The organism is Protofrankia symbiont of Coriaria ruscifolia, from assembly GCF_900634745.1.
GTDB classification, from domain to species: Bacteria; Actinomycetota; Actinomycetes; order Frankiales; family Frankiaceae; genus Protofrankia; species Protofrankia californiensis.
This window is the reverse complement of sequence record NZ_CAAAFR010000169.1, coordinates 44,367-57,864: the sequence shown is the minus strand read 5'-3', so window position 1 is coordinate 57,864 and position 13,498 is coordinate 44,367. Positions and strand designations below refer to the sequence as shown.

Below are 13,498 nucleotides of genomic sequence, written 5' to 3'. Positions count from 1 at the left end.
GTCATGCTCGCGCCACCATCAGCCGCCTGGTTTCCGTGAAGACCTCCGGAAGACGCGAACAACCACGTTCGTGCCGCCCTCGGCCGGTGAGATGAATCCTATGGGCAACGCACGACCTGACCGCAGTAGGTCAGGCCGGCGCCGAAACCGAACAGCAGGACGGGGTCGCCCGGTCGCAGTTGGCCGCCGTCGAGAATCCGGCTGAATGCCAGCGGGATGCTGGCTGCCGAGGTGTTGCCGGAGTCAACCACGTCCCGGGCGACCACAGCGTTTGTGGCACCGATGCCGGACACCAATACGTCGATTATCCGGAGATTGGCCTGGTGCGGGACGACAGCGGCGAGTTCGGCGGGCTCGACACCGGCGAGTTCGCATGCGCGCCGGACCGTCGGTGTCAGGGTGATGGCCCAACGGAACACGGTCTGGCCTTCCATGCGGAACAGGTTGTCACCATATCCGGGAACCCGGATGGCGCCGGCCTTTCCACCGTCGTGTCCCCAGACCGCCGGTCCGATCTCCTGGTTCGGGGCGGGCCCGACCACCGCGGCACCGGCTCCGTCGGCAAGCAGTATGCAGGTGGTGCGGTCGTCCCAGTCGGTATAGTCAGAAAGCCGCTCGGCGGCCACCACCAGGACGTGCCGGGCGCTTCCCACCCGGACCATGTCCGATGCCACCGACAGGGCGTACGAGAAACCGGCGCAGCCGGCGTTGATGTCGAGCGCGCCCGCGTGCACGGCGCCCAGACGGTGTGCGATCTGCGGCCCGGAACCCGGGATCTGGGACGGGTTCGTGCAGGTCGCGAGCAGCACCATGTCGAGGTCGGTGGGGTCGATACCGGCCGCGGCAAGTGCCTTTTCCGCGGCCATGGATCCCATCGCGACGATGGTTTCGTCGGCGTCGGCGATGCGGCGGGTGGCGATGCCGGTCCGCGACCGGACCCATTCGTCGGATGTCGCGACGCGCTTGGCCAGGTCGTCGTTGGTCACCAGGCGTGCGGGACGGTAGGTTCCGATCCCCATCAGCCGGGAGCCGCTCACCGTGTCACTCCGACAAGCCTGGTACCGGTGGACGCCGCCTGGGCGTCGGTAGTGCCCTCCTGGCCGCCGTCAGTCGGCGTGTCCGTGTGGCGGGCGATCAGTTCACGGGCTGCGGGCAGGTCATCCGGTGTCTTCAGAGCGAGGATCTGCACGCCGGTGAGCTCCCTTTTGGCTATGCCTGCCAGCGTTCCAGCGGGTGGTAGCTCCAGAACGGCGGTTACCCCGAGATCGCGCATCCGTGCCAGGCACAGGTCCCACCGGACCGGTGCGGCGACCTGGTCGACGAGGCGCTGGACCAGGTCGGGGCCACTGCGGACGACAGTACCATCCGCGTTGGACAGCTGTGCCACGGCGGGCGTCCGCGGGCGCAGTCCCGGGGCGATCCCGGCGAGCTGCTCGCGCGCGGGCTGCATGAAGTGGGTGTGGAAGGCGCCCGCCACGGACAGTGAGCGCAGCCGGGTACGGGGCGGCGGGTCCTCGGCGAGACGGGCCAGTGACTCGAGGGAACCGGCCGCGACGATCTGCCCGGCGCCGTTGCGGTTCGCGGCGGTCAGGTCCAGCCGCCGGAGATGTTCGGTGACGTCGTCCGGCTCGCCACCGAGAACCGCGGTCATACCGGTGGGGGTACGCCCCGCGGCTTCGGCCATTGCGCGTCCGCGCAATGCGACGAACACCAGTGCGCTTTCGGCGTCGAGGGTACCGGCCAGTACGGAAGCGGTGATTTCACCCACACTGTGACCGGCGACGAGAACATTTCCCGTCCGGGGGACGGGAAGCTGTTCCGCGGCGACAAGACCGGTCGCGACGATCAGCGGTTGGGCGACGGCGGTGTCGCGGATCGTCTCCGCGGAGCCGTTGCAGCCGACGTCCACAAGGTCGATTCCGACTGCCGCCGACCACCATCGCAACCGTGGCTCGACACCGCCGATCTCAAGCCAGGGTTGCAGTTGACCTGGAGTCTGGGCACCTTGACCTGGCGCGAGGATAGCGAGCACCGGACTACTTAACCCTTCCGAGCCGCTGGCTGTCGCTGGCGAGTACTCACCGTTGTGTCGTCGGCTCATTGTGGGATCTCTACAAAGTGATTCGGTCGTCCCACATCTTTATTGCCCATCACCATGCCGGAGGGGAATCCAGTGACAGGGGCGACAAGTAGCGGCAACACGTCCCGCCCGGCCGGAGCGGGTGAACCCGCGGTGGTCGTGATCGATGGTGGTCGTGATCGATCATAAAAGCGATCAGTCGACGATCATAAAAGCGATCAGTCAAATGGTCGCGCGGGCGATCACACCGTGGCGAGCCGGCCCAGGATGAGCGCCACGTGCAGGGTGAACCGTTCACGATGGTCGGTCGGATCGAGCCCGCAGGCGTCGGCAGCCTTGCGAAGTCGGTAACGGACCGTGTTGGGATGCAGGTACAGGGCCCGGGCCGTGGCCTCCAGCGAGGCGCCGAAGTCGAGGTAGGCGCCCACCGTCGCCAGCAGCGGTGTCCCCGCCTCCCGCAGGGGCGTGTACACGTCCTCGATCAGGGCGCGGCGTGCCCCGATGTCACCGGCGAGCGCCCGTTCCGGCAGGAGCGCCTGCGCGGTCACCGGACGCGGAGCAGTTGGCCACGCCGCGACGACGTCGGCGGCCGCCAGCGCCGCGTGTGCCGAGGCCGCAGCCGCGGCCAGGTCGGAGGCGACCGGGCCGATGACGACTGGCCCGGGTCCGCAGGCCGGCAGCAGGGCTTCGACGGCGTCGAGCAGGGCGCGCCCGGACCCGGCGGCGCCGGGCCGGGTCGACCGCGGCGCCGGCTCGGTCGCGAAGTCCCCACCGACGATGACGACCAGCCGTTCGTGGTGGACGCCGGTGAGCACTTCCAGACCGGCCCCGCGCCCGAGGCGGTGAACCTGGTCGACGACCACTTCGGGGGAGTGGTCCGGGGTGTCTCCGACGATCACCGCGACGGCGGGCGGGTTGCGCCATCCCAGCGCCGCAGCCCGTGACGGCAGCGCCCGCTCGACCTCGCCGCGTACGACATGGTCCACCACGAGCGCCTCAAGGCGGGCGTCCCATGCGCCCCGCTCCTCGGCGGCGCGGGCGTAGACGACCGCCCCGGCGAAGGCGATGTCGCGGGAATAGCGCAGCACGTCGGCGAGGAGCCGTTGTTCGTGGTCGGGACCGGCCAGGGCGGGTACCTCGGCCTCGATCGCCTCGACCGCCACCCGCACCAGTTCGACCAGACGGCGGAAGGTGACGGCCCGGACGAGATCGCGGGGGGCGACCCTGAACACGTCCCCGGACAGTTCCCGGGCGTGCTGGGGACGCCGGCACCACTCCACGAACGAGGAGATCCCGGCCTGCACCACCAGCTGGATGTCGGCCCGATGGCGGGCCGACATGGGCGCGAACCAGGGCAGGACGTCGTGCATGCGTGTCACCGCGCGGCTGGCGAGCATTCCGCTGGATCGTTCGATCCGCCGGATGGCCTCCTCGGTCGCCGGGTCGACAGCGGCCGGACTCACCGCCGGACCCACCGCGGGGCTTGTCGCCGGACCCAGGTGTCGCTCGGCCGGGGAGTCAGCCGCCGGGTTCGAGGTGACGCCGGCGTCGACGCCCGACAGCGGTCGCGTCACCGGTTGTGTAGCGGCCGAACCCCGGCCGCGTCGCACAGCGGCCGATGCTCGGCCGCTGGGCCAACGCTCGGCCGCCGTCCACCATCGTCGGTCATGTCTTCTTCTCCATCGGGTTTCTCGGGGCTCCGGACAACGCGAAAGGAGCTGCCGTCGCGTGTCTAGAACTGGTTGTTGAATCGGCTGGTCCAGTTGTGGACGTTTGCGACATATGCCCGCGTCTCGGCGAAGTCGGGAACTCCGCCGGCATCGCGGACGGCCGCGGGCCCTGCATTATAGGCGGCAAGGATCAGCGAGACGCGGTCGCCGGGCAGTTTCTGGACGAGTTGGGCCAGATGAGCGTCATAGCGCGCGGCGGACAGGATAGCGTCCGCCGGGTCCAGCGGGTTGACCGCGCCGTCGGCATTGCCGTCCACACCGAACTGTTTCCAGGTGTCGGGCAGGAACTGCATCATGCCGCGGGCACCCGCACGGGACACCGCATCACGGTTGAACTTGCTCTCCACCCGTGCCTGGGCCGCGAGCTGGGCCGCGCTGAGGACGCCGTAGACCGTGGCGGCATTCTGGAAGAGGGGGATCAGGTTGGGCGGGACTTTCGACGCCGACCGGGAAATGCCGTCCCCGCAGCCGGTGAGGGTCGTGGTCAGGAAGGCCGTGGCCACAAACAAGATCAGTATCGGCGTGACGCCCTGTGACGGATGCTGCCGGGACGCCCCGTGTGTGCGCCCGGGCCGGGCGGGTCGGGCGGGTCGACGAGGCGGTGTCGCGTCCACCACCCCATTGTGCTGGGTAGCGTAGGCAACCGTATGGACCCGGTCACATCGGCTGGTGTCAGCGGTTCGCACGGGATATCCGGTACCCGGCTCAGTCGATCAGGTTGGCGCGCAGCGACCGAAGTGCGACGTCGGACACGCCGGCGTGGCGGGCCCATCCGGCCGCGCCGCCCCACGTGTCGTCGATCGCGATGAGGAAGCGGCTGATGACTTCCGGCCGGCAGCTCATGCCGTCCGTCCTGGCCATACTTCGGGCCCGGTCGTAGGTGGGCCGCCTGGCCAGCCGGAGATCCACCCGGTCGATCCGCTCGTTGCTCGCGACGTAGTCGGCGATGACCGCATCCCGTTCGACCCCGGCGATGTCGAGTACGACAGCGGCCAGCACACCCGTGCGGTCCTTGCCCGCGGCACAGTGGAACAGCGCCGGCAGGCAGCCGGGGCCCGCGAGCAGCCGCAGGGCGCCGGCCACCGCGTCGGGCGCCTTGCGCAGGTAGTCGAGGTAGTGCTCGACCCGGTCCTGCGAGGCGCGGTCGGCGACGATGAGGGGGTACCGCGGGTCGTCGGCCATCACGAACTCGCCGGGGATGAACGACAGATTGTGGTAGACGATGTCCTCGTTCGCCAGCAGGCCGCGGCCCTCCCGGGCGATTTCCGCCCCGGTGCGAAGATCGATGACTGTGCGCAGGCCATAGTCGTTACGTAACGCGACGACATCGTCCTTGGTCAGCTCCTGGACGGTGTCGCTGCGCAGCAGCCGTCCCGACCGGGTCAGCCGTCCGTTCGTGGTCGGGAGCCCGCCGAGATCCCGGACATTGTCGGCGCCGACGAGGTTGAACCAGCGATCCACCCGCTGACCATAGCCACTGGAGGCGTCCCCCGGAGTGGTGAATGCCTCATCCGCCCTGCCGCGGCCGTCTGGTACCCGTCCGGGTGGACGCGGCTGGTGCCCGCCGGCTGGTGCTGGTCAGTGGTCGTTGCCGACCACGCTCGGTGCTTCCGCCGCTCCTATCCGGGCTGCCGCCGGGCGCGGCCGGGCCGTGTGCGGCTGGGCGAGCCGACACAGCGCTGCGCGGGTCGTCTCGGGATCTCCCCAGGGAGCGAGGGCGAGGACGTGCTGCCGATCGATCGCCGGCGCGGACACGTAGGAGATCAGGGGATGGTGGCGGCGGATGTCGCGCTCGTCGTCGTCGAAGAGATCCTCGTGCAGTTTCTCCCCGGGGCTGAGCCCGGTGTAGACCACTTCGACGGGCCGTGAGCCGCGGGTCGCGAGCCGTCTGGCAACGTCGGCGATCCGCACCGGTTGGCCCATGTCGAGGACGAGAACGTCCCCGTTCCCGCCCAGCGCCCCGGCCTGGACGACGAGTTCCACCGCCTCTTCGACGGTCATGAAGTAGCGGGTGACGTCCGGGTGCGTGACCGTCAGCGGCCCGCCCGCGGCCAGCTGGCTGGCGAACACCCTCAGCACGGAGCCCTGGCTGCCCAGGACGTTGCCGAACCGCACGCTGACGAAGACCCCGCGCCGGGCGTCCGCGGGCACGCTGGCGGTCAGGCGCTCGGTGATCCGCTTGGAATAGCCCAGGACGCTGGTCGGGTTCGCAGCCTTGTCCGTGGAGATGTTGACGAACCGTTCGACGCCCACCGACACGGCGGCGTCCAGGACGGTCATCGTCCCCCACACGTTGGTCTTGACGGACTCGCCGGGGAAGCGTTCCAGCAGGGGCAGATGTTTCAGCGCGGCAGCATGGAAGACCACCTGTGGCCGGTACCGGGTGAACACGGCGTTGACGCCCTCGACGTCCCGGATGTCGCACAGCACCACCGTTTCGTCGTCGGCGATCGCCTGACCGTGGATGGATATCTGGACGGCCCGCAACGCGGACTCGTCCCGGTCCAGCATGATCAGTTCTTGGGGGTGGTAGCGATACAGCTGCCGGCACAGCTCCGAACCGATCGAGCCGCCGGCCCCGGTGACCAGCACCCGCCGGCCGGTGACGTAGCCGGCCACCGACCCGACGTCGGTCTGGATCTGGCAGCGTCCCAGCAGGTCGGTGAGGTCGAGGTCACGGATGTCACGGACGTCGACCCGCCCGTCGATGAGGTCCACGACGCGGGGGAGCACCTTGACGAGGAGGCCGGCGTTCTCGGCGACAGTGGTGATCTCCCGCAGCAGTGCGGCGTCGGCGCTGGGGATCGCCACCAGCAGGGTGCGCGCGCCGGTCTGGCGGGCGACCGTGGCGATGGCCTCGCGACCACCGCGTACCCGCACGCCGCCCAGGGCCAGGTTCCAGGTGTGTGGATCGTCGTCGAGCAGAGCCACGGGCGCATAGGGGCTGTCCGGGGTGCGCAGCATCGATGCCAGTACCCGGTCAGCGCCCTCACCCGCGCCGAAGACGATGATCGGTTCGCTGCCGGTGCGCTGCTGCCGCCGGCGGCGTTCCCCGGTCAGCCGCCACAGGTATCGGACGCCGAACATCAGGACGAGTCCGACCGCGCCCGCCAGCGGGAGCATGCCCGCCGGCATCCGTCCGGAACGGCCGAAGGTGACGTCGACGACGATGGTCCCGATCGTCGTGAGCACGACCGAGCAGAGCAGCGCCAGCACCTCGTCGAAGCCGCCGAAACGGTAGCGGCCCAGGTAGAGGTGCAGGGCCGTGCCGACGAAGTACAGCAGGCAGACCGCAACTACCGTGATCATCCAGAATCCGGTGTCGGTTAACGGGGAGAGGCTGAAGCGGCCGAGGTAGGCGGCGCCGAGTCCGATCGCCAGGCAGACCGCGTCGATCCCGATCTGCAGGCCGACGTGCCGCCGGAGCTCCATCCGCGACAGCCGGCCGCCTGACGCCGGTCGGCTGCCCGATATCAACTGCGCGGGTCCTTGCCCGTCAGCAACCTTCTGCTCATGCATGACTCCATAGAGTAATAACTACAGATGGTGAGTGTACAGATGTACATCGAGTATGTTGGTTGCGCAGAGTGCTGATATGGTGACCGGGATGCATCCCCCGGGGGAGGGTTGGTCTACTGGTGGAACTTCGGGAGTATGTCAAGGCACTACGCCGAGGATGGCCGCTCATTGTGGTTTGCGTCCTGCTCGGTGGCTTGTTCGCGGCGGCCATCTCATGGCGCCAGACGCCGGCCTTCGCCGCCGTCACGACCATGGTCGTCTCGTCGTCCGACACCACCGACAGCGCCGCAGCGGCCTACCAAGGCGGCCTGCTGTCCCAACAGCGAGTCAAGTCCTACGCCGATCTGGTGGCCAGTGAACGGGTCGCCGCGGCTGTCGTCGACAAGCTCGGCCTCAACGAGAGTCCACAGATCCTGCGCGGCCACATCCAGACCCAGACCGTCCCTGATACCGTCCTGCTGCGCGCCGTGGTCACCGACACCGATCCCCGCCGCGCCCAGTTGATCGCCGACACGGTCGGTGAGGTCTTCTCCCAGGCCATCGCGCAGATCGAGACCCCGTCTCCCGACAAGGCACCCCTGGTTCGGGTGAACGTGTGGGAGAAGGCGAAGATGCCGACCAGGCCGGTATCGCCGCAGCCCGTGCGGGCTGTCGCGTTCGGCGTGCTGTTCGGCCTGATCGTCAGCGTCGCCGTGGCGGTGGTGCGACATCGACTCGACACCAGGGTCGTGACCGCTGCCGACATCACAGCGGCGACCGGGCTGGCGACCCTGGGCACGATCGCTTTCGACACGACCAGCGCACAGCATCCCCTGGTCGTGGATATGGGCGGGCAGTCGGCAAGCGCCGAGGCGTTCCGGCAGCTGAGGACCAACCTGCGCTTCGTCGACGTGGACGCGCCGCCGCGTTCCATCCTGGTCTCCAGCTCGATGCCTGCCGAGGGCAAGACGACGACGATCTGTCGTCTGGCCATCACCCTCGCGCAGACCGGCGCCCGGGTGGCGCTGGTCGAGGGCGACCTGCGCAGACCGTCCTTCGGGGAGTATCTCGGGATCGAGACGGCGGCCGGTCTCACCTCCGTACTGATCGGCTCTGCCGATCTCGAGGACGTGCTCCTGCCCTGGGGCGACGAGAGCGGCCGGCTCCATGTGCTGCCCAGCGGGCCACTGCCACCGAATCCCAGTGAGCTGCTCGGATCCCGGGGGATGAGCGATCTGCTCGGCGAGCTGTCCAGCCGTTTCGACTTCGTCCTGATCGACGCGCCACCACTGCTCCCGGTGACTGACGCGGCCGTGCTCGCCGCGCAGGTCGACGGCACCGTACTGGTCGTCCGTGCCGGTCGGACCCGGCGCGAGCAGCTGGTCAAGGCAGCCGACTCGCTGCGGCTGGTCGAGGCCCGGATGCTGGGAACGGCTCTCAACATGATTCCGATCAAGGGATCGGACGCCGCCTACTACGGCTATCGTGCCTATGGCGACTATGCCCAGACCGACAGGACGGCCCTGCCCTGGGCCCTTGCGGACCATTCGGTGCTCACCCCGGCCACGGCCCGGTCCGACCGTTCGCAGGTCGAACTCACGGCTGGGTCGCGGGGCTCCGGCTCCGCCGGCGGGATTACCGGTTCCGCTGGCGGCGGTGTCACGATCGCGGCCCAGCATCAACCGTACGACGGTGAGTTCGACAGTGAATTCACCGGTGAGCGCGACAACGCCACGATAAGTTCGCAGGATTCGCAGGGCGAACCCGGCGGTGTCCATCGCGATGGCGGCGTCGACCGCGCGGATGCGCGCCACAGCGGTTCCCGCGCCGGCAGTTCGACCGCGGCTGCGGCCGAAACCGATCCGACCGCCGAGTTTGCCGCGGACCTTGCCGACGGACGGGCGAACGACATGACAACGCCGTTGACGTTCAACGCGAGGACAGCCGGTTCCCACCGGCGTAAGCGCGGTCGATGACACCGGTGTCGCGATGGGTCTGCCGGCGTCCGGCCGTGCTCGGCCTCGGACGGTGGTGGGTGGACCTGTGATGAGCGGACCCGTCCGTCGAGAAATGTCCGCTACCTGTGGTCGTGACGCTGCTCGGCGGAAGAAACCGACTGGACACCCAATGTCGTAGACACGGAGAGCGATATTTCGTATACTCTTCGTATTCGCGTGTCAACAAGCTTGTCCGGAATCCGGGCAGGGGGAGTGCTTCCATGAGGTTTCGCACGTTCGGAGTCGCGCTGCTCGTAGGGGGCGGGCTGGCGCTGGGCATGACGTTGGGCCCGGTGGTCGCCGCCCAGGCCAATCCACCGGTCGACCGCTTTGGGCCGGTCGGCACAGCCACGATCAGCGCGACGTCGATACCTGTTGGCCAGTCGGTGCTCCTCGGCGGATGCGGTTTCGCGCCGGGTGGCATCGTCACCATACGGGTGAACGGCAACACAGCCGGTACGGTCACAGCTGACGATCAGGGGAACTTCAGTCTGCAGCTGCCGTCTTTCACCGCGCCCGGCATCTATGCCCTTACCGGCTCGGGCCCGCGGCTCGTGCCGGTGACAGCGCCCGGGTCGGCGGCCAGCACCGGTTCGATCGGAACGGCTCTCCCCGCAGGGGCGCAGGATGCCGCAGCCGTGTCCGGCAAAGTGGCGCAGCGCACGGTGGCCGTGGCCGTGACCGTGACCGATCCGTCCACTGATGGTGACCGCAGCGGCACGGGTGTCGGCATAGCCGTCGGCGGTTGGAGCGGCGACGGTGGTGCCAGCGCTGGTGCTACCGGCGAAGGCGGTGCCGGCGGCGGTATCGGCGTCGGCTTCGGTATAAGCGGTATCAACGGTGCCGGTGGTGACGGCGACACCGGCGGTGGCGACACCGGCGGCGGCGGTACTGGCGGTGGCGACACCGGCGGCGGCGGTACTGGCGGCGGTACTGGCGGCGGCGGTACTGGTGGTGACGGCGGTACTGGCGGTGATGGCGGCTCCCTCGTGGGGCAGCCTGTGACCGGTGTGCAGCCCGGTGGCGGGAATGATCCCGGGGGCGTTGACCAGGAGGGTCCCCAAAAGGCTGACCAGGAGTATCCCGAGACCGATGGGCTGCCCTTCACCGGCGCCGAGACCGGCGCGATGGCTGCGATCGCCGTGGCTCTCGTCGGCGGTGGTGTGATCCTGCGGGTCGCGGCTCGTCGCCGCAGGTCGGGAGCGACACCCGAGGAGCTCTGACCGAGTGGGGCTTCCTGCGCGCGGATGTGCCAGGTGGCTCTCATAGTGACCTGGGGACCTGGGGCCCCGGCAGCGCGAAAGAAGCATGATTGCGCTGCCTTCGGTCTTCTTCCGCAGCTGATCTCGGCGGGCGCGGGCGGACCGACGGATCGTGTCCTGTCCGGTCGGCTGGCTACGATGGGCCATCGGCGCACGGCTGCCCTCCCTGGCATCCGCATCATGCGCTGATGGACCGTCGTCTGCCGGGCAGGAAGGCTGGAATGAAGTCCGCTGAGATCGCGAGCCGTTGGCTCCGCTATTTTGCCGACCGGGGTCACACGGTTGTTCCGTCGGCTTCCCTCATTGCGGACGACCCCACCCTGCTGCTTGTGAACGCCGGGATGGTCCCGTTCAAGCCGTATTTCCTCGGCGAGGTCCGTCCGCCGTACACCCGTGCCGCCAGTATCCAGAAGTGTGTGCGGACCACCGACATCGAAGAGGTCGGCCGCACGACCCGGCACGGTTCCTTCTTTCAGATGTGCGGGAACTTCTCCTTCGGGGACTATTTCAAGGAGACCGTGATCCCGCTGGCGTGGGAACTGCTCACCACCCCCGTGGCGGACGGCGGATACGGCCTGGACGACAGCCGGCTGTGGGTGACCGTGTACCTCGACGACGACGAGACGGCCGACATCTGGCAGTCCAAGGTCGGCGTGCCCGCCGGGCGTATCCAGCGCCTGGGCATGGAGGACAACTTCTGGTCGATGGGCGTGCCGGGTCCGTGCGGGCCCTGTTCCGAAATCAACTACGACCGCGGGCCGGAATTCGGTGCCGAAGGCGGCCCCGCGGTGAACGGCGAGCGTTACCTGGAAATCTGGAATCTCGTCTTCATGCAGTACATCCGCGGGGAGGGTTCCTCGAAGAAGGATTACCCGATCCTCGGCGACCTGCCGTCGAAGAACATCGACACCGGGCTCGGGCTGGAGCGGCTCGCGGCCATCCTGCAGGGCGTCGACAACCTCTACGAGATCGACACCTCGCGGCTGGTCCTCGACCGGGCGTCCGCGCTGACCGGTGCCCGCTACGGTGCCGAGCACCGCTCGGACGTGTCACTGCGGGTGGTCGCCGACCATGTGCGTACCTCGGTGATGCTCATCGGTGACGGTGTGCTTCCCAGCAACGAGGGACGCGGCTACGTGCTGCGCCGGATGATGCGCCGCGCTATCCGCAACATGCGCCTGCTCGGTGCCCATGACGCGACCATGCACGAGATGGTTGCGGCCACCATCGAGGCGATGGGCCCGCAGTATCCGGAGCTTGTCACCGACCGCGTCCGGATCGACTCGGTCGCCACCGCCGAGGAGGCGGCGTTCCTCCAGACGCTGCGCACCGGGACGTCCATCTTCGACCTGGCCGCGAGCGAGACGAAGAAGGCCGGCGGGAGCGTCCTTGCCGGTGCGCGGGTGTTCCAGCTCCACGACACCTATGGTTTCCCGGTCGACCTCACCCTGGAGATGGCGGCCGAAGCGGGCCTGACCGTCGACGAGGAGGGTTTTCGCCGGCTCATGGGGGAGCAGCGGCAACGCGCCAAGGCCGACGCCCGCGCCAAGAAGACCGGGCACGTCGACACCTCGGCATACCGGGACGTGCTGGAGGCGGCCGGTCCGTCGGTGTTCACCGGATACGACAGCACCGTCGAGGAAGCGCGCGTGCGTGGGTTGCTGGTCGGTGGCGCGCTGGCTCGCGAAGCCACCCAGGGTGACGATGTCGAGATCGTGCTCGACCGGACGCCGTTTTACGCCGAGGGCGGTGGTCAGCTCGCCGACGCTGGCGTCGTCCGGCTCGCCGACGGTACCGAAATCGAGATCTTCGATGTGCAGAAGCCACTGCCCGAGCTGATCGTCCACCGCGGTCGGGTGCGGACGGGGGGAGTCACCCCCGGCGCGGGCGTCCAGGCGGAGATCGATCCGGCCCGGCGAGCGGCGATCTCGCGCTCCCACAGCGCCACGCACCTGACCCACCAGGCCCTGCGGGACGCGCTCGGCCCGACTGCCGCGCAGGCCGGTTCGGAGAACTCCCCCGGCCGGTTCCGCTTCGACTTCTCCTCCACGGCTGCGGTGCCGGTTTCGGTACTCGCCGACGTGGAGGAGACGATCAACCAGGTGCTGATCGAGGATCTCGACGTCCACGCCGAGGTCATGGACATCGACCAGGCGCGCCGGACCGGCGCGATCGCCATGTTCGGCGAGAAGTACGGCGACCGGGTCCGGGTCGTCTCGATCGGTGACTACTCCCGCGAGCTCTGCGGTGGCACGCATGTGCGCCGTTCGGGGCAGCTCGGCCTGGTCAAGCTGCTGGGGGAGTCCTCGGTCGGGGCGGGAGTGCGGCGGGTGGAGGCCCTTGTCGGCCTGGACGCCTACCGCTACCTGGCCCGGGAGGCCGTGCTCGTCTCGCAGGTCACCGATGTGCTCAAGGCTCCGCGGGCCGACGTGCCCGAGCGGCTGTCCCAGGTGCTGGGCCGGCTTCGGGAGGTCGAGAAGGAACTGGAGAAGCTGCGGGCCGCGGAGGTGCTGGCCGTGGCGGGCGATCTCGCCCAGGCCGCCGAGGACGTCGGTGGGGTTGCGCTGGTCACCCATCGGGCTCCTGACGGCACCTCAGCGGACGACCTGCGCAAACTCGTCCTCGACATCCGCGGCCGGCTTCCGGTGGAGCGCCCGGTTGTCGTCGCGGTCGCGGCCGCGGTGAGCGGACGCCCGGTCATCGTGGTGGCCACGAGTGGCCCGGCGCGGGACCGAGGAGTCAGGGCCGGGGAGCTCGTCCGTGGCGCCGCGAAGATTCTCGGTGGTGGGGGCGGCGGCAAGGACGATCTTGCTCAGGGCGGTGGCGCCAACCCGGACGCGATCGCGGACGCGCTCGTCTCCGTCCGGCGAACAGTGGCGCAGCGGGCGGCTGCCTGAGGCGTCAGGCAGCCTGACACGCCCGGCTTGACGC

At 69.1% G+C, this 13,498-nt stretch carries 9 protein-coding genes; 3 read left to right on the top strand and 6 right to left on the bottom strand.

What is annotated here, in order from left to right; all coding sequences use genetic code 11:
• Positions 1 to 98: 98 nt before the first annotated feature.
• From CV1CTNOD_RS18710 to CV1CTNOD_RS18685, 6 genes are all read right to left on the bottom strand, one after another.
• Positions 99 to 1,037 carry a beta-ketoacyl-ACP synthase III gene (locus CV1CTNOD_RS18710; protein WP_131768202.1) on the bottom strand — a complete coding sequence of 313 codons (939 nt, stop codon included), beginning with the start codon at positions 1,035 to 1,037 and terminating at the stop codon, positions 99 to 101.
• Positions 1,034 to 2,032 (bottom strand): ACP S-malonyltransferase, encoded by a 999-nt coding sequence (locus CV1CTNOD_RS18705; protein ID WP_131787315.1) that lies wholly within the window; start codon positions 2,030 to 2,032, stop codon positions 1,034 to 1,036. Before CV1CTNOD_RS18705 ends, CV1CTNOD_RS18710 begins: the two co-directional genes overlap by 4 nt.
• 290 nt (positions 2,033 to 2,322) lie before the next feature.
• Complete coding sequence (locus tag CV1CTNOD_RS18700; protein ID WP_431607138.1) at positions 2,323 to 3,654, bottom strand: PucR family transcriptional regulator; 1,332 nt, start codon at positions 3,652 to 3,654, stop codon at positions 2,323 to 2,325.
• Positions 3,655 to 3,812: 158 nt separating this feature from the next.
• Positions 3,813 to 4,313, bottom strand: a complete 501-nt coding sequence (locus CV1CTNOD_RS18695) for a lytic transglycosylase domain-containing protein (protein ID WP_431607137.1) — start codon at positions 4,311 to 4,313, stop codon at positions 3,813 to 3,815.
• 202 nt (positions 4,314 to 4,515) lie between these two features.
• Positions 4,516 to 5,271: a tyrosine-protein phosphatase gene (locus CV1CTNOD_RS18690; RefSeq protein ID WP_131787314.1), complete on the bottom strand. Its 756-nt coding sequence runs from the start codon at positions 5,269 to 5,271 to the stop codon at positions 4,516 to 4,518.
• A gap of 117 nt (positions 5,272 to 5,388) precedes the next feature.
• Positions 5,389 to 7,329, bottom strand: a complete 1,941-nt coding sequence (locus tag CV1CTNOD_RS18685; protein WP_131787313.1) for a nucleoside-diphosphate sugar epimerase/dehydratase — start codon at positions 7,327 to 7,329, stop codon at positions 5,389 to 5,391.
• Between the two features lie 119 nt (positions 7,330 to 7,448).
• Here CV1CTNOD_RS18685 and CV1CTNOD_RS18680 point away from each other — a divergent pair, with 119 nt between their 5' ends.
• The 3 genes from CV1CTNOD_RS18680 (at position 7,449) to alaS (ending at position 13,464) form a co-directional block, all read left to right on the top strand.
• Positions 7,449 to 9,284, top strand: a complete 1,836-nt coding sequence (locus tag CV1CTNOD_RS18680) for a polysaccharide biosynthesis tyrosine autokinase (RefSeq protein ID WP_131787312.1) — start codon at positions 7,449 to 7,451, stop codon at positions 9,282 to 9,284.
• Between the two features lie 242 nt (positions 9,285 to 9,526).
• Positions 9,527 to 10,528 carry a hypothetical protein gene (locus CV1CTNOD_RS18675; RefSeq protein ID WP_131787311.1) on the top strand — a complete coding sequence of 334 codons (1,002 nt, stop codon included), beginning with the start codon at positions 9,527 to 9,529 and terminating at the stop codon, positions 10,526 to 10,528.
• 260 nt (positions 10,529 to 10,788) lie between these two features.
• Entirely contained in the window at positions 10,789 to 13,464 is a 2,676-nt protein-coding gene (gene alaS, locus CV1CTNOD_RS18670; protein ID WP_131787310.1) for an alanine--tRNA ligase, read from the top strand.
• The last annotated feature ends 34 nt before the right edge of the window (positions 13,465 to 13,498 follow it).

Coding starts and splice junctions, on each gene's coding strand:
- CV1CTNOD_RS18685 (WP_131787313.1), bottom strand. CDS start 7,329: ATGCATGAGCAGAAGGTTGCTGACGGGCAAGGACCCGCGCAGTTGATA.
- alaS (WP_131787310.1), top strand. CDS start 10,789: ATGAAGTCCGCTGAGATCGCGAGCCGTTGGCTCCGCTATTTTGCCGAC.
- CV1CTNOD_RS18675 (WP_131787311.1), top strand. CDS start 9,527: ATGAGGTTTCGCACGTTCGGAGTCGCGCTGCTCGTAGGGGGCGGGCTG.